At 47.6% G+C, this 21,002-nt stretch carries 15 protein-coding genes and 4 pseudogenes; 18 read left to right on the top strand and 1 reads right to left on the bottom strand.

What is annotated here, in order from left to right; translation table 11 throughout:
• The first annotated feature begins 158 nt into the window (after positions 1-158).
• The 7 genes and pseudogenes from IKW96_RS09110 to IKW96_RS09080 all read left to right on the top strand — a co-directional run.
• On the top strand, positions 159-3,137 hold the full coding sequence (locus IKW96_RS09110; protein WP_296573485.1) for a family 43 glycosylhydrolase: 2,979 nt from the start codon (positions 159-161) through the stop codon (positions 3,135-3,137).
• 145 nt (positions 3,138-3,282) lie between these two features.
• Positions 3,283-4,035 carry an AraC family transcriptional regulator gene (locus IKW96_RS09105; RefSeq protein WP_296573480.1) on the top strand — a complete coding sequence of 251 codons (753 nt, stop codon included), beginning with the start codon at positions 3,283-3,285 and terminating at the stop codon, positions 4,033-4,035.
• A 191-nt stretch (positions 4,036-4,226) separates the two neighbouring features.
• Positions 4,227-5,018, top strand: coding sequence for a helix-turn-helix domain-containing protein (locus tag IKW96_RS09100; RefSeq protein WP_296573476.1), 792 nt, complete (start codon positions 4,227-4,229; stop codon positions 5,016-5,018).
• A 97-nt stretch (positions 5,019-5,115) separates the two neighbouring features.
• Positions 5,116-5,421 (top strand): annotated as a pseudogene (locus IKW96_RS09095) (dockerin type I repeat-containing protein); the annotation flags it as partial.
• Positions 5,422-5,703: 282 nt separating this feature from the next.
• A pseudogene (locus IKW96_RS09090) lies at positions 5,704-6,297 on the top strand (glycoside hydrolase family 16 protein); the annotation flags it as partial.
• 192 nt (positions 6,298-6,489) lie between these two features.
• A pseudogene (locus tag IKW96_RS09085) lies at positions 6,490-7,056 on the top strand (glycoside hydrolase family 16 protein); the annotation flags it as partial.
• A gap of 237 nt (positions 7,057-7,293) precedes the next feature.
• Positions 7,294-7,860, top strand: a pseudogene (locus tag IKW96_RS09080) (glycoside hydrolase family 16 protein); the annotation flags it as partial.
• A 151-nt stretch (positions 7,861-8,011) separates the two neighbouring features.
• Here the strand turns inward: IKW96_RS09080 and IKW96_RS09075 are convergent.
• Positions 8,012-8,878: an AraC family transcriptional regulator gene (locus IKW96_RS09075; RefSeq protein ID WP_296573472.1), complete on the bottom strand. Its 867-nt coding sequence runs from the start codon at positions 8,876-8,878 to the stop codon at positions 8,012-8,014.
• 268 nt (positions 8,879-9,146) lie between these two features.
• Here IKW96_RS09075 and IKW96_RS09070 point away from each other — a divergent pair, with 268 nt between their 5' ends.
• The 11 genes from IKW96_RS09070 to upp all read left to right on the top strand — a co-directional run bounded on the left by IKW96_RS09070 (position 9,147) and on the right by upp (position 20,965).
• On the top strand, positions 9,147-10,037 hold the full coding sequence (locus IKW96_RS09070; protein WP_296573469.1) for a hypothetical protein: 891 nt from the start codon (positions 9,147-9,149) through the stop codon (positions 10,035-10,037).
• 16 nt (positions 10,038-10,053) lie between these two features.
• The gene (locus IKW96_RS09065; protein WP_296573467.1) at positions 10,054-12,132 is read left to right on the top strand and encodes a glycoside hydrolase family 3 C-terminal domain-containing protein; all 2,079 of its coding nucleotides are present in this window, start codon (positions 10,054-10,056) and stop codon (positions 12,130-12,132) included.
• Positions 12,133-12,150: 18 nt separating this feature from the next.
• The gene (xylA, locus tag IKW96_RS09060) at positions 12,151-13,464 is read left to right on the top strand and encodes a xylose isomerase (protein WP_296573463.1); all 1,314 of its coding nucleotides are present in this window, start codon (positions 12,151-12,153) and stop codon (positions 13,462-13,464) included.
• Positions 13,465-13,519: 55 nt separating this feature from the next.
• Positions 13,520-15,007, top strand: coding sequence for an ABC transporter substrate-binding protein (locus IKW96_RS09055; RefSeq protein WP_296573459.1), 1,488 nt, complete (start codon positions 13,520-13,522; stop codon positions 15,005-15,007).
• A 276-nt stretch (positions 15,008-15,283) separates the two neighbouring features.
• Entirely contained in the window at positions 15,284-16,072 is a 789-nt protein-coding gene (locus tag IKW96_RS09050) for a carbohydrate ABC transporter permease (protein ID WP_296573454.1), read from the top strand.
• Positions 16,060-16,911 carry a carbohydrate ABC transporter permease gene (locus IKW96_RS09045; RefSeq protein ID WP_296573450.1) on the top strand — a complete coding sequence of 284 codons (852 nt, stop codon included), beginning with the start codon at positions 16,060-16,062 and terminating at the stop codon, positions 16,909-16,911. Before IKW96_RS09050 ends, IKW96_RS09045 begins: the two co-directional genes overlap by 13 nt.
• 166 nt (positions 16,912-17,077) lie before the next feature.
• Entirely contained in the window at positions 17,078-18,751 is a 1,674-nt protein-coding gene (locus IKW96_RS09040; protein WP_296573447.1) for a formate--tetrahydrofolate ligase, read from the top strand.
• A gap of 6 nt (positions 18,752-18,757) precedes the next feature.
• A complete protein-coding gene (tsaE, locus tag IKW96_RS09035; protein WP_296573443.1) occupies positions 18,758-19,198 on the top strand; it encodes a tRNA (adenosine(37)-N6)-threonylcarbamoyltransferase complex ATPase subunit type 1 TsaE in 441 nt (146 codons plus the stop codon).
• Entirely contained in the window at positions 19,179-19,865 is a 687-nt protein-coding gene (gene tsaB / locus IKW96_RS09030; RefSeq protein WP_296573441.1) for a tRNA (adenosine(37)-N6)-threonylcarbamoyltransferase complex dimerization subunit type 1 TsaB, read from the top strand. Before tsaE ends, tsaB begins: the two co-directional genes overlap by 20 nt.
• A gap of 16 nt (positions 19,866-19,881) precedes the next feature.
• A complete protein-coding gene (gene rpiB, locus IKW96_RS09025) occupies positions 19,882-20,319 on the top strand; it encodes a ribose 5-phosphate isomerase B (protein ID WP_296573438.1) in 438 nt (145 codons plus the stop codon).
• Positions 20,320-20,335: 16 nt separating this feature from the next.
• Positions 20,336-20,965 carry a uracil phosphoribosyltransferase gene (gene upp / locus IKW96_RS09020; protein WP_296573434.1) on the top strand — a complete coding sequence of 210 codons (630 nt, stop codon included), beginning with the start codon at positions 20,336-20,338 and terminating at the stop codon, positions 20,963-20,965.
• Positions 20,966-21,002: the final 37 nt, after the last annotated feature.

Raw genomic sequence — 21,002 nt, 5'->3', positions numbered from 1 at the left:
CATAAATATCATAATTTTGGTATAAGAAAAGTCTAAATTTACATTATACTGTAGATAAAATATAAAGAAATTGTGAACTTTGACCGTTAAAGGTTCACGCTCAATCAGAAGGGAAATAATAGGCAAAATCCAAAAAACTTAATAATGGGGGCAGACTTATGAAAAGATTATTATCTTTTGCGACTGCCGCTGCAATGTCACTGACTGCGCTGGCGACAGTCCCGACAGCTCAGGTCATGGCTGATAATCCCTGTATCCAGACGATTTACAGCACTGACCCTGCACCGATGGTGTATAATGATACGGTATATGTATACACCGGACGTGACAAAGACAACTCGGACTTCTACTATATGCCTGACTGGCACTGCTATTCCTCGCAGGATATGCAGAACTGGACAGATCACGGTATGCTGCTTTCGTGGAACTCGTTTTCATGGGGCAAGGAAGATTCCGCCTGGGCGTCACAGTGTATAGAGCGTAACGGTAAGTTCTATTACTATGTGACTCTCGAGAACAAATCAGGCGGCGGCAGAGGCATAGGCGTTGCAGTTGCCGATTCGCCGACGGGACCTTTCAAGGACGCTTTAGGCAAGCCTCTTTGCGGTCCCAACTGGGATTACATTGACCCGACGGTGTTCATCGACGATGACGGACAGGCCTGGCTCATGTTCGGAAATCCGACCTGTTACTATGTCAAGCTCAAGGAGGACATGGTAACTCTTGACGGTCCTATCGGTCACTTTGACATGAACTCCTCCACATTCGGTCCCGGAGGCGGAAAAGCGTCCTCCTACGGCGAGGGACCGTGGTTCTACAAGCGCGGCGATCTCTATTATCTTGTTTTCGCTGCATTCTACAACGGAGAGGACTCTGAGAGCATAGGCTACTCTACAGCGCCTTCACCTACAGGTCCGTGGAAATACGGCGGACAGGTAATGAAGAAGCACAACTGCTTCACAAATCACCCCGGAGTTATCGACTTCAAGGGCCATTCGTACCTGTTCTATCACGACGCAAGTCTCCCGGGAGGCGGCAGCTTCGACAGAAGCGTATGCGTTGACGAATTTCAGTACGGCTCGGACGGTTCTATACCGACTATCTCGCCTACAAAGCAGGGGCCTGAGCAGCTGGAAGCTCTTGACCCGTTCAAGCGCGTTGAAGCCGAGACTATGTGCTTCTCGTCAGGCGTAAAGACGGAAGCCTGCGACAATGTCGGCATGGATCTTTCAAATATCCGAAACGGCAGCTACGTCAAGGTGAGCGGCGTCGATTTCGGCAGCGGTGCCGATAAATTCACAGCAAGCGTTGCTTCGGCAGGAAGCGGCGGCAGCATAGAGATCTATCTTGACGGCCTCAACGGCAAGAAGGTAGGTACCTGCGAAGTTCCCGTGACGGGCGGCTGGCAGAGCTGGGAAGAAGTATCCTGCAGCGTCAGCGGCGCAAGCGGCGAGCACGACCTTTACTTCAAATATACAGGCGGCAATGACTACCTCTTCAACATCGACTGGTGGAAATTCGGCGGAGATGAGGGCGTTCAGCCTTCTGTTACAACAACTTCGACCACTGCACCCAGGAATAATACAACGACTACTACTATTGGAAAGACTGTCGTTTCAGGGGATTATCTGCTGCGTTATACATTCGAAAGCAGCGATGAAAATTGGGAAGGCAGAGGCGGAGCTTCTGTAGCAGCATCATCCAAGGCGGCCTTCGAGGGCAGCGGTTCGCTCTACTGCTCAGGCAGATCGGATTCGTGGAACGGCGCGGCTTTCAAACCGGGAAGCAGCATAAGCGCAGGCAAGTCCTACAGCTTCAGCGCTAATGTAATGCAGAATGAGGGCAGAGACTCTGAAGTATTCTACCTGACTATGCAGTACAGCGACGGAACAGATACAAAATACGAGAAGATCGCTAAGGCTGTTCCTATGAAGGGCAAGTGGGTCCAGCTGGCAAATACCAGCTTTACCGTACCTGCCGACGCTTCCGATATAATGGTCTATGTCGAGACAGAAAGCGGTTCGACGAGCTTCTATGTTGACGATGTGGCTGTCGCAGCGGCCGGCACGGCTATCGAGGGCGCAGTCGGCGGACAGTTCATACTCGGCGATGTAAACTCCGACGGACGTCTGAACGCGATGGACATAAGCGCTGCAAGAAAGCTCATTCTTTCAAGCAGCAGGGATGCTTCTCTGGAGAAACTCGCAGACGTTGACAAGAGCACTGAGTTTGAGGTGAATGACCTTATCCTTATGCAGAATTTCGTTCTCGGCAAGATAAAGGAATTCCCGGATAACTCTCCGGAGCCGCAGGTAACGCCTTTCGACTACAATCCCGCTGTTTCCTACAAGGAAGCGCCGGGTGACTACCTCAATTCCTGTTCGCAGTCGGGCAGGATAGTCAAGGAGACCTATAACGGCATAAACGGCAGCAATACTCTCAATGTTTATCTCCCTTACGGCTATGATGAGAGCAAGCAGTACAACATTTTCTACATCATGCACGGCGGCGGAGAGAACGAGAATACGATCTTCAGCGACGACGTAAAGCTCAACAAGATCCTCGACCATATGATAATGAACGGCGAGCTTGAGCCTATGATCGTGGTAACTCCTACATTCAACAAGAGCGGAGCAGACAAGTTCTGGGACGAGTTCAAGAAGAGCGTGGTTCCTTTCGTTGAGAAGAAGTATTCAACATACGCCAAGGGCGACGTTTCCGAGTCGAATCTCCAGGCTACAAGAATGCACCGTGCATACGGCGGCTTCTCAATGGGAGGTCTCTCGACATGGTGCGTTGCAGACCACGATATGGACATCGTCGGCTACCTGATGCCGCTTTCGGGCAATAACTGGGAGGGCATGGACGCTCTGACAGGAACTATCGACAGACTCGGTCTCAAGAAGAATCAGTACTTCATCTTTGCGGCTACAGGTTCCGATGATATCGCATATCCCAACATGAAGCCCGAAATGGAGGACCTCAAGACACGCACGAAGTACTTTACATATACTTCGGATTTCTCAAACGGCAACCTCTACTGGCTGGTCGCTCCAGGCAAGACTCACTGGTGGGGCTATGTAAGGCATTACGTTTATGACGCACTTCCTTACTTCTTCCATGAAACAGGTACTTAATAACTGAAATATCATTTCGTCAAGCTCACTGCGCTCTGTGTGCAGTGGGCTTGATTCAAATAGCACAAGTAACATATTGTGCTTGATTAATTCATATTTTGATGATATAATGTAATTAAAGTACCATATAAGTGAGGTGTCCTACATGAGCGATTATACAGAGAAGTATATTTCATCCCATCTTTTCCTTAAACGCGAGGAGGGTTTCGAGCACGCGCCCTTTGACCGTGAGATAGCGTGCTATGAGAGCATCTGTTCGGGTAATATCGAGCTTGTGAAGGTGTTTGCGACTCCGCTTTGCAGCGAGGGCTACGGTATCCTGAGTAAGGATCCTCTCAGAAACTTAAAATACCATTTTTCAATTTCAGCCGCACTTATTGCAAGATTCTGCATAAACAGCGGCATGACACTTGAAGAAGCCTATAATCTCAGCGATATTTACATAATGAAGGCTGATGAATGCAGGACGGAGGACGAGGTCCATGCAGTACATCAGGAAATGATAGAGGGCTATACGAGGCATATGAGAAGAGTCCGCAACAGCGGTATCTACTCCAAGCAGATAGTACGCGCTCTCGACTACATAAGCGATCATCTCCACGGAAAGATCATGATAGAAGACGCCGCGGACTTCCTTAAAATAAGTCCTGCGTACCTTTCAAGGCTTTTCAAGTCGGAAACGGGCATCGCTTTCAGTAATTATGTAAGCAAGACGAAAGCAGAGGAAGCTGCAAATCTTCTGACCTTTTCCGAGTATACCGATTCTGAGATAAGCAACCTTCTGGGTTTCAGCTCCCAGAGCTATTTTATCAAGATATTCAAGAAATACCTGGGCGTTACTCCGAAAGAGTACAAAAAACGCTACAAATTTCCTGATTTCATGAAAGAGAACAAGTAAAAACCATTATCCCTCGCCTATGCGGGGGATAACGTTTTATGCAGATATCATTATATTGCTAATTTTGACAATATAATAATATAAAAACAGATTTGAAAATGTTATAATCTACACAATGAATAAAAAGGCTCGTGAGTGTTGAATTATAGATCTGTCATAAAACGGAATCTTTAGAAAACGGAGAATTGACAATGATCATTAATAATGTTGGCTTTGACCACTGCCATGACGCAGACTTTTTCATCGACCGTCCCGACGGAAGCGGAGATTATCTGCTCCTTCTTGTCCGCACGCCCGCTGTTTTTGAGGTGGACGGCAGGGAGACACAGACACCGGCAGGTACGGTGTTTATCTATCCGAAGGGCAGACCCCAGCGCTACCGCTGTGTCCCACTGAACGTGTTCGAGAATGACTGGGTTCATTTCGACTTTGACGATGCCGGCGAGGAAGAGGAGTTCCTGAAAATGAACCTGCCTCTCGAAACGGCTATACCTATGCCGCTGGAGTTCCTCAGCTACTGCGTGAAGTCAATCGCTTATGAGCGGTATTCCGACAACCCCTGCAGGGTGGAATCGGCAGAGCTCTTCATGAGACTTATGTTCATAAAGATCAAGGAAAACACTCAGAACAGTGTATCGGGCAGGAGAAGTACTCAGTTCGAGCTCATATCCACTGTCCGCAATAAAATATACAGCCGCCCCTATGAGCAGCGCAGCGTTGACAGCACCGCTCATGAGGTGAGAATGAGCCGCTCGGCTTTCCAGCACGCCTATAAGAAGCATTTCGGCGTCACCTTTATCGAAGACCTCGTAAAAAGCCGCGTGACCTACGCGAAAATGCTGCTTTCAACAACGAATATGAATATAAACGATATCTCCGCAAGCAGCGGATACCGCAGCTACGTTCATTTCGCAAGGCAGTTCAAGGAGCAGACGGGCTATACTCCGTCGGAGTTCCGCAGGATATCACAGGATGTGACATAACGTGCCGTTCAAGCGCAATGTGTGCTTTGGCGCGTTCTGTTTCAAATGTATAAATTTATTTTTAGTGACCTTTGTCACGGAATGAGAGGGAAGATTTATGAAAAAGCACACATTCAGGCGCTGCGCTGCTGTGTTTGCAGCATGCGCGATGATGACTTTCCCCATGACTGCAATGCCTATGGCTGCAAATGCTGCTGAGGCTGTTACAAAATGGGGCGACGCAAACTGCGACGGAACAGTTGATATGGGCGACGCTGTTACCATTATGCAGTCGCTTGCAAATCCGAACAAGTACGGCGTTAACGGTTCGGATCAGCACCATATCACAGAGACAGGAAAGCTCAATGCGGACGTTTATGAGAACGGCTCGTCAGTTACCTCAAATGACGCGCTCACTATCCAGAAGTATCTGCTCAATATCGTTAAGGAGCTTCCTGAGTCTTATCTCCCGAAAAACAATGACGATCCCGTAAACAACGAGAATACCACTACAACAACTACTACCACAACTACGACCACTACAACATCGAAGACCACAACAACTACTACTTCGACAACAACTACTACCACCACAACAACAGCTCCAAAGCAGCAGCTGAATATCAAGGACTACGGTACACCTATGAATTCTTCGGCTACTATGGTTGAAGACTTCCGCGACGGTTCGTCCAAGTACTTCATAGCTTCCGACGGCTGGGAGAACGGCGATCCATTCGACTGCGGCTGGTACGCTTCACAGACATCTCTGGACAAGGGCTGCCTGACACTTTCCATAGATAAGGACAAAACAGGAAAGTACAACTACGCAGGCGCTGAGTACAGAACGAATGACTTCTATCACTACGGCTACTATGAGACCTCGATGCAGGCTATAAAGAACGACGGCGTTGTTTCTTCGTTCTTCACATACACCGGTCCTTCCGACGATAATCCGTGGGACGAGATCGATATCGAAGTTCTCGGCAAGGACACTACAAAGGTACAGTTCAACTACTATACAAGCGGTCAGGGCAATCACGAGAAGATGTACGATCTCGGATTTGACGCTTCACAGGGCTTCCACACCTACGGCTTCGACTGGCAGCCCGATCATATCACCTGGTACATCGACGGAAAGGCTGTATACACGGCAAATCAGAATATCCCGAAGACAGCCGGAAAGATCATGATGAACACATGGCCGGGCAGAGGCGTTGACGGCTGGCTCAACCACTACAACGGAAATACTCCTCTCACAGCTTACTATCAGTATGTAACTTATAATAAGAACGGAGCTCCCGACGGAAATAACAACAATAATAATAATAACAACAATAACAACAACCAGAACCAGAATCCATGGGAACAGAACAATAATAACAATAATAACAACCAGCAGCAGGGAACTATCCAGGATCTCGGCACGAAGATGGATTCTTCCGCTACTATGGTTGAGGACTTCCGCGACGGTTCGTCCAAGTACTTCATAGCTTCCGACGGCTGGGAGAACGGCGATCCCTTCGACTGCGGCTGGTATGCTTCGCAGACATCTCTTGACAAGGGATATCTGACACTTTCCATCGACAAGGACAAAACAGGAAAGTACAACTACGCAGGTGCTGAGTACAGAACAAATGACTTCTATCACTACGGCTACTACGAGACCTCTATGCAGGCTATAAAGAATGACGGCGTTGTATCATCATTCTTTACCTACACAGGTGAGTCCGACAATAATCCGTGGGACGAGATAGACATCGAGATCCTCGGCAAGGATACTACAAAGGTACAGTTCAACTACTATACCAACGGTCAGGGCAATCACGAGAAGATGTATGATCTCGGATTTGACGCTTCACAGGCATTCCATACATACGGATTTGACTGGCAGCCCGATCACATCACATGGTATGTTGACGGAAAGCCTGTATACACGGCAAATCAGAATATCCCGAAGACAGCCGGCAAGATCATGATGAATGCATGGCCCGGCAGAGGCGTTGACGGCTGGCTCAACCACTACAACGGAAATACTCCTCTTACAGCTCGCTATCAGTGGGCTACATATAAGAAGAGCGATTCATCAAACAATAACAATAATAATAACAATCAGAACCAGAACCCCTGGCAGAATCCATGGGAACAGGGCAACAATAATAACAACAATAACAATAACAACAATCAGCAGTCAGGCGGCAAGACAGCTTCCGGTCTCACAGACTACGGTACTGCTATGAATACATCAGCTACAATGGCTGATGACTTCAGAAAGGGTTCATCACGTTATTTCATTGCTTCCGACGGCTGGGAGAACGGCGATCCTTTTGACTGCGGCTGGTATAAGTCACAGACAGCTTTCAAGGACGGAGCTCTTACCCTCAGTATCGACAAGGACTACTCGGGCAAGTACAACTATGCAGGCGCTGAGTACAGGACAAATGAATTCTACGGCTTCGGCTACTATGAAACATCAATGCAGGCTATAAAGAATGACGGCGTTGTATCATCATTCTTCACCTACACAGGTCCTTCCGACAACAATCCGTGGGACGAGATAGATATCGAGATCCTCGGCAAGGATACCACAAAGGTACAGTTCAATTACTATACAAACGGTCAGGGCAATCACGAGTTCATGTATAACCTCGGATTTGACGCTTCGCAGGGATATCATACCTACGGCTTCGACTGGCAGCGCGACCACATCACATGGTACGTTGACGGAAAGGCTGTATACACGGCAAATCAGAATATCCCGCAGACTCCCGGCAAGATCATGATGAACACATGGCCCGGCAGAGGCGTTGACGAGTGGCTCAACCACTACAATGGCAAGACTCCTCTTACAGCTCGTTATCAGTGGGCTACATACAATAAGCAGTGATCAATAAGCATTTGCTTGTTTGATAAATCCTTCCATTATACATAACAAAAGGGCGATACGAGAGTACCGCCCGTTGTTATATACAAAAATAACAGGGCGCGGCAAAACTTTGCCGCGCCCTGTGACTGTTTTATGTATGATCCGATATTTTGTAAAGCGTCTTGAACTCCGTTGGAGTGCAGTTCTTAGCCTTTTTGAATGCACGGTTGAATGTGGTGAGGCTTGCAAAGCCTGCACGCATTGCGACCTCGGTAACGGAGAGATTCGGGTCGATAAGCAGTCTTTCGGCTGCCTTGATACGCTTGCTGTTTATATATTGTATATAGGAAACGTTGTTGTATTTCTTGAAAAGACGGGAGAAGTGGTACTTGCTGTAGCCTGCGATATAGGCGATCTTCTCGAGAGGTATCTCTTCCATATAATTCTGATTGATGTACTTCATGACCATTCCGAACTTTCTTGTGTCGTCGCGTCCCGTTGCTTCGGTGGAGAAAGCGTCAGCTGCCATAGTGAGTTGATACTCTCTGACGGCTGCAAGGATATTCACGAGGGAGAGATATATCCTTACGTCGGCAAGCGAGGATTTTGAGTAGTACTCGGAATAGATATCGAGTATATTCTTGCGGGCGAGAACGTAAAGCTCCTTACTCAGTGCCGGAGTAATGTGGAACGGGCAGGAGAAAACTGGTATAAGCGCTTCAAGTGCCGGAACATCGCTTATAATGTTGTTTTCACACTGGAATATTATACGTCTGCCTTCCTGGGCGGGCATTGAATGGAGCTCGCCCGGCGGTATGATTATTATCTCTTTTTCGTTCAGATGATAATTCGTTCCGCCAATAGTCACTGTGAAGCCATTGTGAAGAGGGATAATGACTTCCACGGCGTTATGCCAGTGAGTAGGATATTCCTCCACTTCGTCATTGTCATAAAGCATGACGAAGCGTTGGTTTTCATACTCGACGGTCTCATAATCGCCTGACAGGTTTTTGATCATGACTGACCTCCTTAATTAATGGTAACCAAAAAAATGTTGAAAAGAGCCTGATTTGTCCGTACAATCGGTTTGCTTTCACGATACAAACCTCATTTTTTCAGCTATATTATACACTATAACCATATCATTTGTAAAGTGGGTTGGATAAAAAACTGAAAATGTTAGCAATTCATGAGCAAAAACTATAAAAAAAGTCGCAATATTTGATTAGTATTAATTGTTTAAGTGTATTATAATTATTTACAGAGTAAACGAAAGGTGAAATACGATGTCTACTAACTACAAAGAAATCGACTTTAAAAACTATGGAAAGTGCGCCTGTCTCGATAATGGGAAGATTAAGCTCATTGCAACTATAGATGTTGGACCGAGAATTGTTTTCTTCGGACCCTCTGACGGTGCAAATATGCTTTTCGAGGACATCGACAGAAACTTCTATGAGATGAATAACGGCTATGGCGTCTGGTACGCTTATGGTGGTCATAGAATGTGGCTCGCGCCCGAAGTTATGCCTGAGACTTACCTGCCCGATAACGACAGGATCGAGGCGCTTTTTGCGGACGGAGTCCTTACTCTCAGACCTGCGATGACAAAATTTGACAAGCAGTTCGAGATCGTTGTGACCATGGGTGAAGATAACTCAGTGATCATAGAAAATAAGATCACCAATTGCTCTGACAAACCTGCCGAATTCGCTCCCTGGTCCGTTACGGGACTTGTGGCTGGCGGAACCGAGGTAATCCCTCTCTGCAAGGACGATAACGGTTTCCTCCCCAACAGGACTATGGCGCTCTGGAGCTATTCCGATATAAAGGACGAGCGTTTCGGGCTCAATAACGGGTACGCTGTACTCAGGCAGGATCCGAAGAAAAAACAGCCGTTCAAGGCAGGGTTCAATGTAACAGGAAAACAGATAGTTTACATAAAGGATCAACAGGTACTGAAAGTTACCTTTGATGACTATAAGGAAATAGTTTACCCTGATTTCTGCTGCAATTTTGAGACATATACAAACGATCTTTTCCTTGAATGCGAGATACTCGGCGAGCTGAGAAGCTATCAGCCGGGAGAGACCGCTTCGATAAGGGAAGTATGGGAGATATCAGGTACAGAAGGTTCTCCTGAAAAATTCATAGACGAATTTGTAAGCAAATTATAATGAAAGGAGAATGCTTGTGGAAAAGTATATGAATGAAGCATTATCCGCACTTGAAAGAGCCGAGGACATCACGGACAGGCTTTCAGTCGAAGAACAGGCTGAACAGCTCAAGTATGATGCTCCCAAGGTCGATAGGCTGGGGATACCTGCTTACAACTGGTGGAGTGAAGGACTTCACGGCGTTGCAAGAGCCGGAACAGCTACAATGTTCCCTCAGACCATAGGTCTTGCAGCAATGTTTGACGAGGAGGCTGTGCACAAGGCAGGAGAGATAACTTCTGTGGAGGCACGTGCCAAGTATAATGAATATTCGGCGCACGGTGACCGCGATATCTATAAGGGACTTACACTCTGGTCACCGAATGTTAATATATTCAGAGACCCGAGATGGGGAAGAGGTCAGGAGACCTACGGTGAGGATCCGTTCCTTACTTCCAGACTCGGCGTTGCGTATGCAAAGGGACTTCAGGGAGACGGCAAGGTCCTCAGAACAGCTGCCTGTGCAAAGCATTTCGCAGTTCACAGCGGCCCTGAAGCCACAAGACATGAATTTGACGCAAAGTCAAATATGAAGGACATGACAGAGACCTATACCGCAGCTTTCGAGGCTCTTGTCAAGGAAGCAAAGGTCGAGAGCGTAATGGGCGCTTACAACCGCGTAAACGGTGAGCCTGCCTGTGCAAGCAGTTTCCTTATGGGAAAGCTCAAGGAATGGGGCTTCGACGGACATTTCGTTTCCGACTGCTGGGCTCTCAGAGATTTCCACACAAATCACGGCGTAACAAAGACCGCTCCCGAGTCGGCAGCTATGGCTCTCAAGGCAGGCTGCGACCTCAACTGCGGAAATACATATCTCCACCTTCTTATTGCATATAATGAAGGACTCATCACCAAGGAGGATCTCAGAAGATCCTGCGTGAAGCTGATGAGAACAAGAGTAAGGCTCGGTATGTTCGACAAGTCCACAGAATTTGACGGACTTGATTACGATATCGTAGCCTGCGACGAGCACAAGGCGTTCTCACTCAAATGTTCCGAGCGTTCAATGGTGCTCCTCAGAAATAACGGTATTTTACCTCTTGCAGAGGGAAAATATAAAACTATCGGAGTCATCGGACCCAATGCCGACAGCGTTCCCGCACTTGAGGGCAACTACAACGGCAAGGCTGACGAATATGTCACATTCCTCAGAGGAATCCGTGAGGCATTCGACGGCAGGGTCATCTTCTCAGAGGGTTGTCACCTCTACAAGGACAGATGTATGCAGCTCGGTCTCCCCGACGACAGACTCGCCGAGGCAGAGATCATTGCAGAGCATTCCGATCTTGTTGTGCTTTGTGTCGGACTTGACGCTACTATCGAGGGCGAAGAGGGCGATACAGGCAACGAGTTCTCCTCAGGTGACAAGAACGACCTTAGACTCCCTGAGTCGCAGAGAAAGCTTGTAAAGACTGTAATGTCCAAGGGCAAGCCCGTTATCATCGTTACTGCCGCAGGCAGCGCGATAAATGTCGAGGCAGACTGCGACGCACTTATACACGCCTGGTATCCGGGACAGCTGGGCGGAAGAGCTCTTGCCAATATCCTTTTCGGCAAGGTATCTCCTTCCGGTAAGCTCCCTGTTACATTCTATGAGGACGCTTCAAAGCTGCCCGATTTCTCGGACTACAGCATGAAGGGCCGTACATACAGATACGCGAAGGGCAATATTCTTTATCCCTTCGGCTTCGGACTGACCTACTCCGAGACGGAATGTTCCGATCTCAGATTTGAAAACGGCGTTGTTTCCGTAAAGGTTACAAATACGGGCAGCCGCGCTACGGAAGACGTAGTTCAGTTCTATATCAAAGGTTATTCGGAGAACGCAGTTCCCAACCACAGCCTCTGCGGCTTCAAGAGAGTCGCACTTGACGCGGGCGAGAGTCAGGTCGTACAGATCACTCTTCCCGAAAGGTCTACAATGGCAGTCAATGAAAAGGGCGAGTGGGTAAAGGAAGGCAGTGAGTTCACCCTCTACGCAGGAACTTCACAGCCTGACGAGCTCAGTGAAAAGCTGACAGGTAAGAAATGCACCACTCTGAAAATAAATTTATAACATTTAATGGAGGATAAAATGGAATTTTTCAGCAACATCGGAAAAATCGAGTACAAGGGCAAGGATAGTACAGATCCCCTTTCATTCAAGTACTACAACCCTGATGAAATGATCAACGGAAAGAAGATGCGCGATCACCTTAAGTTCGCACTTTCCTGGTGGCACACAATGGGCGGCGACGGAACAGATATGTTCGGCTGCGGCACAACTGACAAGACATGGGGTCAGGCTGATCCCGCCGCAAGAGCTAAGGCTAAGGTAGACGCAGCAAAGGAGATTATGGATAAGCTTTCCATTGACTACTACTGCTTCCACGACCGTGACCTTTCTCCTGAGTACGGCAGCTTAAAGGACACAAACGCTCAGCTCGATATCGTTACAGACTACATGAAGTCTGCTATGGGCGACAAGAAGTGTCTCTGGGGTACAGCCAAGTGCTTCGATCATCCGAGATTCATGCACGGTGCAGGTACATCTCCTTCTGCTGATGTATTCGCATTCTCTGCTGCACAGATCAAGAAGGCTCTCGAGTCTACAGTAAAGCTCGGCGGTAACGGATACGTATTCTGGGGCGGCCGTGAGGGTTATGAGACTCTCCTCAATACAAACATGGGTCTTGAGCTCGACAATATGGCTCGTCTTATGAAGATGGCTGTTGAGTACGGACGTTCGATCGGCTTCAAGGGCGACTTCTACATCGAGCCCAAGCCAAAGGAGCCTACAAAGCACCAGTACGACTTCGATACTGCTACTGTTCTCGGATTCCTGAGAAAGTACGGTCTCGACAAGGACTTCAAGATGAACATCGAGGCTAACCACGCTACACTTGCTCAGCACACATTCCAGCACGAGCTCCGTGTTGCAAGAGACAACGGCGTATTCGGTTCTATCGACGCTAACCAGGGCGATATGCTCCTCGGATGGGATACAGATCAGTTCCCGACAAACATCTATGACACAACAATGTGTATGTACGAAGTTATCAAGGCAGGCGGCTTCACAAACGGCGGTCTCAACTTCGACGCTAAGGCAAGAAGAGGCAGCTTCACACCTGAGGACATCTTCTACAGCTACATCGCAGGTATGGATGCATTCGCACTCGGCTTCAGAGCAGCTCTCAAGCTCATCGACGACGGTCGTATCGACAAGTTCGTTGCTGACAGATATGCTTCATGGAACACAGGTATCGGTGCAGATATCATTGCCGGCAAGGCAGATTTCGCAGCACTCGAAAAGTATGCGCTTGAAAAGGGCGAGGTTACAGCTTCACTCTCAAGCGGCAGACAGGAAATGCTCGAGTCCATCGTAAATAACGTTCTTTTCAGCCTTTAATTCAAAGGCTGATTGGAAATAAATCAATTCTATTTTTCAAATGGAGGTCAAGAATATGAAAAAAGTATTATCGGTCATTTCAGCACTTGCAATCCTCACATCTTTCACCGCTTGCGGCGATAAGACAAACGATCAGAAGGATGATTCCAGCAGCAAGACAACTACAGCTGCCAAGGATGACGCTGAAACAACTACCAAGGACGACGGCGAAAAGAAGGGCGACGGCAAGAAGGAAACAATCAATGTTTGGTCTTTCACTGCTGAAGTACCAGGCATGGTTGAGAAGTTCCTCAAGCTCAACCCTGACTTCGCTGCACAGTATGACATCAATGTAACAAATATTCCTACAACAAACAACGAGTACACACCTGCTCTTGATAAGGCTCTTCAGGCTGGCGGCAAGGACGCTCCTGACCTTTACTGTGCAGAGGCTGCATTCGTACTTAAGTATACACAGGGCGATATGTCAAGCTATGCTACACCTTACAAGGATCTCGGTCTTGATGTTGACAATAAGATCGCTGAGGCTAAGATCGCTGACTACGCTGTAGAGATCGGTACAAACCCAAGCGGCGAAAAGGTTGCTCTCGGTTACCAGGCTACAGGCGGTGCTTTCATCTACAGACGTTCCATCGCTAAGGACGCTTTCGGTTCAGAGGAGCCAAGCGCAGTAGAGGCAGCAATCGGTGCAGGTACAGGCAACTGGGATAAGTTCTTCGAGGCTGCTGAGACACTTAAGGGCAAGGGCTATGCTATCATCTCCGGCGACGGCGACCTCTGGCACGCTGTTGAGAACAGCTCTGACAAGGGCTGGATCGTTGACGATAAGCTCCACATCGATCCTAAGCGTGAGGCATTCATCGACCTCGCTAAGAAGCTCAAGGACAATGACTACTACAACGAGTCAACTGACTGGCAGGATACATGGTTCGCTGATATGAGAGACGAAGGACCTAAGAAGGTTCTCGGATTCTTCGGACCTGCTTGGCTCATCAACTATACAATCGCTAAGAACTGCGGTTCATGGGTTGACACAGATGAGAAGGACGAAGACGGCAATCCTAAGCAGAAGCTCGATACTTCAGTTGGTACATGGGGCGACTGGGCTGTTTGTACACCTCCTGTAGGCTTCTTCTGGGGCGGTACATGGCTCATGTGCAACAAGGACAGCACAAAGAAGGAAGCTGTTGGTAAGATCATTGACTGGATAACTCTCGACTGCACTAAGGACGGTCTCCAGTACATGTGGGCTAACGGTACATATGATCCTGACAACCCGACAAAGGACTGCGTTGCTTCTGAGACAGTTCTTAATATGTCTGACGGAACACTCGACTTCCTCGGCGGACAGAATATGAACGAAGTATTCGTTAAGGGTAACGCTTATGCAAGCGGTAAGAACCTCACTCCATACGATGAGCACATCAACAAGTCATGGCGTGATCAGGTTGGTCAGTATGTTGAAGGCAACAAGTCAAGAGAAGACGCTATCAAGGACTTCAAGACCGATGTAGAGGAAACTCTCGACTTTGAGGCAGAATAATAATTGTTTAGTTTGCTGTACCGCAGATAATGCGGTACAGCACTCTTTAAAAAATAAAGGAGGCTCACGGCTTTGAAAACGAAGCTCAAGGGTATTAGTTATTCGAAATACGGATATCTATTCAGTATTCCTTTTGTTGTTGCTTTTTTGATTTTTACGCTGTATCCTACTATTTATACAGCTATCCTCGGCTTTACCGACTGTAAAGGTATCAACGGCCCGGAAAATTATCATTTCCTGGAGCACCCGTTCGATGTCTTCAAGAAGGTATTAAGTATGGAATCCTTTAAAACTTCCATAACAAACACGATAGTTATCTGGATAATGAACTTTATCCCGCAGATCACTCTCGCACTTCTTCTTACTGCGTGGTTCACCTCACACAGTAATGAGATCAAATGTAAGGGTTTCTTTAAAGTCGTTTTCTATATGCCGAACATTATCACAGCTGCAACAGTTGCGATCTTATTCCAGGCGCTCTTTGCTTACCCAAGAGGACCTGTCAACGATTTCCTTATCAGTACAGGATTAAGGGACTCAGGATACTACTTCCTGCAGCATAAAATGGCATCTAAGCTTATAGTTGCATTTATCCAGTTCTGGACATGGTACGGAAATACAATGATAGTTCTTATATCGGGCGTTCTTGGTATAAGCCCTGATATCTATGAAGCGGCACAGATCGACGGTGCAAATGGTGTTCAGACCTTCTTCCGTATTACTATACCAAATCTTAAGACAGTTTTACTGTATACACTCGTTACCAGCCTTGTCGGCGGTCTTAATATGTATGATATTCCTAAGTGCTTCAACGATGGTAAGCCTGATAATGCAACACTCACGACCAGTGTGTTCATCTTCAAGCAAGCCTTCTCGGGCAAATGGATATATAACAGAGCAGCCGCTGCAAGTATGATCATGTGGGTGATCATAGCATTGTGTTCAGCTGTATTGTTCTTCATAATGCGTGATAAGGAACAGATCAAGCTTGATAAGGAAGTTAAGAAAGCAAAGAAGGAAGCTATGAGAGCTTCCAAGGGAGGAATAGATCAATGGCAGTTGTAAAAAAGAGTGCAGGTAATTTTGCATTTAAAATAGTTGCTTATGCTGTATGTATTCTTCTCACTTTTCTTAGTATCTTCCCATTCGTTATCATGCTTGTAAACGCAACAAGAAGCTCGGAACAGATCCAGCAGCACGCTCTTTCACTTATCCCCGGTCATAATCTCAGATTTAACTGGGGCTACTTTGCAAGCCAGTCCTTCAATCCTTTCACCGGATTCAAGAACTCTATCATAGTAGCTGTATGTACAACTCTTTGTACGGTTTATTTCTCGACAATGACAGCTTTTGCTATCGTTGCTTATGACTGGAAGCTCAAAAAGGGATTCTTCACATTTATCATGGCTGTACTCATGATCCCTGCACAGGTATCGAGTATCGGTTTCTATAACATGATGTATAAGTGGCACTGGACCAACTCCCTGTTACCACTTATTCTCCCCGCAATCGCTGCGCCAACGGTCGTCTTCTTTATGAGGCAATACATGATACCGTCGCTGCCTATGGAGATACTCCAGTCGGCAAGAATCGACGGTGCAGGCGAGTTCAGGATCTTCAATCAGATAGTTATACCTATGATGAAGCCCGCTATGGCTACACAGGCTATCTTTGCCTTCGTAACCAGCTGGAACTCACTGTTCATGCCTTCTATCCTCAATACCAAGACTGAGAAGTTCACTATGCCGCAGATGGTAGCATTACTTAACGGTGACTCCTACAAGACACAGTACGGTACTGTTTATCTGGGACTTTTCCTGACAGTTCTGCCTATCCTCATCGCATACTTCTTCCTTTCAAAGTACATCATCGAAGGCGTTGCACTTGGCGGTGTAAAGGGTTAATTTAATTCAGAAGTTATCACATTTTCTTTCTTAAATCATTGAAGGCTGCACTCTCTCAGTGCAGCCTTCTTTGTTGTTTTTGTGCCATTATTTTGGCGCATTGCTTGCATTTGGTGAAAAAACGTGGTATAATATTCTTATTAATACTGACACGGAGGACCTTGATATGTTATCAGATATCGAAATCGCTCAGAGCGCCGATATGAAGCGCATTACCGAGATCGCTGCAGGTCTCGGCATAGATGAAGTGGACATTGAACCCTACGGACATTATAAAGCTAAGCTTTCGGAAGCTCTTTTTACAAAACTTGCAGATAAAGAAAACGGCAAGCTCATACTTGTTACAGCTATAAATCCGACTCCTGCAGGAGAGGGCAAGACTACCATAAGCGTGGGACTTTCCGACGCTCTCCGCAAGATCGGAAAGAAATCAGTGCTCGCACTCCGCGAGCCCTCACTGGGACCTGTTTTCGGCATGAAGGGCGGAGCTGCAGGCGGCGGCTATGCACAGGTAGTACCGATGGAGGATATAAATCTCCATTTTACAGGTGATATGCACGCTATCACAGCTGCAAACAACCTTCTCTGCGCAATGATAGACAATCACCTCCAGCAGGGAAACGAGCTTAAAATTGACCAGCGCCGCATACTTTTCAAGCGCTGTATGGATATGAACGACCGCGCCCTGAGAAATATCCTCATCGGTCTCGGCGGCAAAGCCAACGGTGTTCCCCGTGAGGACGGCTTCAATATAACCGTTGCTTCCGAAGTAATGGCTATACTTTGCCTTGCTTCCGATATTTCGGACCTCAAGGAAAGACTTGGAAATATCCTTGTTGCCTATAATCTCAGCGGCGAGCCTGTATATGCAAAGGAACTCGGCTGCACAGGAGCGATGACTGCTCTACTCAAGGACGCTCTCAAGCCTAATCTCGTGCAGACTCTCGAGAATACTCCTGCGTTCATACACGGAGGACCATTTGCAAATATCGCTCACGGCTGCAACTCCATGCGCGCAACAAAGCTGGCACTGAAGCTGGGCGACTATGTAGTTACCGAGGCAGGCTTCGGTTCTGACCTGGGAGCTGAGAAGTTCCTGGATATCAAGTGCCGTGTAGGCGGACTTGCGCCATCATGTGTGGTCCTTGTGGCTACCATAAAGGCTCTCAAGTACAACGGAGGCGTTCAGAAACAGGACCTCGGCAAGGAAAATATGTGGGCTCTTGAAAAGGGTATCGAGAACCTCAGAACTCACATCGAGAATATGCACAAGTACCATGTGCCCGTAGTTGTTGCCATAAACAGGTTTGCAACAGATACGGACGAGGAAGTAAAATTCGTCGAGAACTTCTGCTCCGATATGGGAGTTGAGGTGTCCATGTGCGAGGTATTCGCAAAGGGCGGCGAGGGCGGAACAGACCTTGCAAAGAAGGTGTGCGAGACTATCGACCTCTGCGGCGAGAACAAGTTCAGACCTCTTTACGATACTCATGCTACTATAAAGGACAAGGTCGAGAAGATTGCAAAGGAGATATACCGTGCCGAGGGCGTAACATTTACAGCTCAGGCTGAAAAGGCTATCAAGGAGATCGAGAACATCGGATTCTGGGATCTGCCGATATGCGTTGCAAAGACACAGTATTCGCTTTCGGACAATCCGAATCTTCTCGGAAAGCCTAAGAATTTCAAGATCACTGTTCGTGACGCGAGACTTTCCGCAGGCGCAGGCTTCGTAGTTATATACACAGGCGATATCCTTACTATGCCCGGACTTCCAAAGGCTCCTGCGGCCCTTAACATCGACTGCGACGAAAACGGCAGTATCACAGGACTTTTCTGACGGGATATGAAGATAATAACTCATTCTCCTCAGGAGACTATCAAGGCAGCCGAGAAGCTTGGCGGACTCCTCAGGGCAGGGGACATGATCGCCTATAAGGGCGGACTCGGCGCAGGAAAGACAACCTTTACACGCGGTATCGCCATAGGAATGGGGCTCGGTGACAGTGTTACCTCTCCCACTTTTGCGCTGGTAAACGAGTACCGCGGTGAAAAAATAACTCTTTATCATTTTGATATGTACCGTATCGGTTCCGAGGAGGACCTTGAGTCCACAGGCTTTTACGACTATCCCTTTGAGGATAACGTCGCTGCTGTGGAATGGTCTGAAAATATCGCGGAATTTCTCCCTGAGAATACTATATTCGTGACCATAAGCAGTCTGGGAGAAAATGACAGGGAAATAATGATCGAGGACGGTGGAAGATTTGCTGCTGCTTGGGATTGATACTTCGGGAAAGACAGCTTCCGCAGCGCTTTTTGATTCGGAAAACGAGCTCTTTCTGGCTCAGACGACAGTATATACGCAGAAGACTCACTCACAGGTGATAATGCCAATAGTCAAGGACATTATGGCTCAGGCAGGAAAGGAACTCTCCGATCTTGGAGGGATCGCCGTTGCCAACGGACCGGGTTCCTATACGGGACTCCGCATAGGCGTGGCGGCAGTAAAGGCCCTCAGCTTCGGACTTGGCATAAAATGCTGCGGAGTATCCACCCTTTTAGGGCTTGCCTGCAGCAATCTTGCCTATAAGGGGCATATATGCGCCATAATGAAGGCAAGGGGAGAGCTTGTTTACACCTGCACCTATAAGAGCGACGGCTACTGCGTGGAACAGGTCACTGAGGAGCAGATTATCTCCCGTGACGAGCTTGCGGAGTACCTCGCATTCAACGTAAAGGAGGCAATGCTCTGCGGCGACGGAGCTGCCGAATTCTACAATGCATACAGCTCGCCTGCATTCATGATCGCCCCTCCTCAGGGACGGCTGCAAAGCGCAGTCGGAGTATGTCTTGCAGGCATATCGAAAAAGCTTTCAGAGCCCGATCAGCTTGAAGTTTCTTACCTTCAGAAGGTAAAGGCTGAGAAGGACTTAGAGAATAAAAACAAATAATATGGAGATGTTTAATATGATAGCAATAGGCTGCGACCACGCCGGCGTGGAAATGAAAAAGGCGATAATAGAGGCTCTTTCTGCAAAGGGCTTTGAGTTCAGGGACTTAGGCACGGACGGAGAGCCCTGCGATTACCCTGATATGGCAGAAAAGCTCTGCAAGGAAGTACTTGCGGGCAACTGCGAAAAGGGCATACTCATCTGCGGAACGGGCATAGGAATGTCCATAGCCGCAAATAAGTTCAAGGGTATCCGCGCTGCACTCTGCTCGGACTCATTCTCAACACGCTTCACACGTCTGCACAACAATGCAAACGTAATGTGTATGGGCGCAAGAACTCTCGGACAGGGACTTGCCTGCGAGCTTGCCGAGATATTCCTTACAACTGAATTCGAGGGCGGTCGTCATCAGAGACGTATCGACCTTATATCGGCTATAGAAGCCAAAAACTGAAAGGGGCTGTTAAAAAATGGCAGAGCTGCACATAATTGACCATCCGCTGGTACAGCATAAGATCTCGCTGCTGAGAGACAAGAATACAGGTACAAAGGAGTTCCGCGAGCTTGTATCCGAGATAGCAATGTTCATATGCTATGAGGCAACAAGAGACCTTCCGCTGAAGGAGATAGAGCTTGAAACTCCTCTTGCTGTGGCTAAAACAAAGATTATTTCGGGAAGAAAGCTTGCTTTTATACCGATCCTCCGTGCAGGACTGGGCATGGTCGAGGGCGTTACGACTCTTGTACCTGCCGCAAAGATAGGACATATCGGACTTTTCCGCGATCCTGTCACAAAGGAGCCTGTAAAGTACTATGCAAAAATGCCTGATGATATCCACGAGCGTGACGCTATAATAGTCGATCCTATGCTCGCAACGGGTAATTCGGCAGTTGCAGCAGTTACAGAGCTGAAAGACCTCGGCGTAAAGCACATAAAGTTCATGTGTATCATATGCTCTCCCGAGGGTGTAAAGGCGCTTCAGACCGCACACCCAGACGTTGAGATATATGCAGGCGTTATGGACGAGAAGCTCAACGAGGACAAGTACATCGTCCCCGGTGTAGGCGACGCAGGAGACCGTATTTTCGGTACAAAATAAAAACAAAAGGAGCACAATGTGCTCCTTTTTTACTGGC

Origin of the sequence: Ruminococcus sp. (genome assembly GCF_017549005.1) — a bacterium.
Classification (GTDB): domain Bacteria; phylum Bacillota; class Clostridia; order Oscillospirales; family Ruminococcaceae; genus Ruminococcus.
This window is presented reverse-complemented; position numbering and strand designations above follow the sequence as displayed.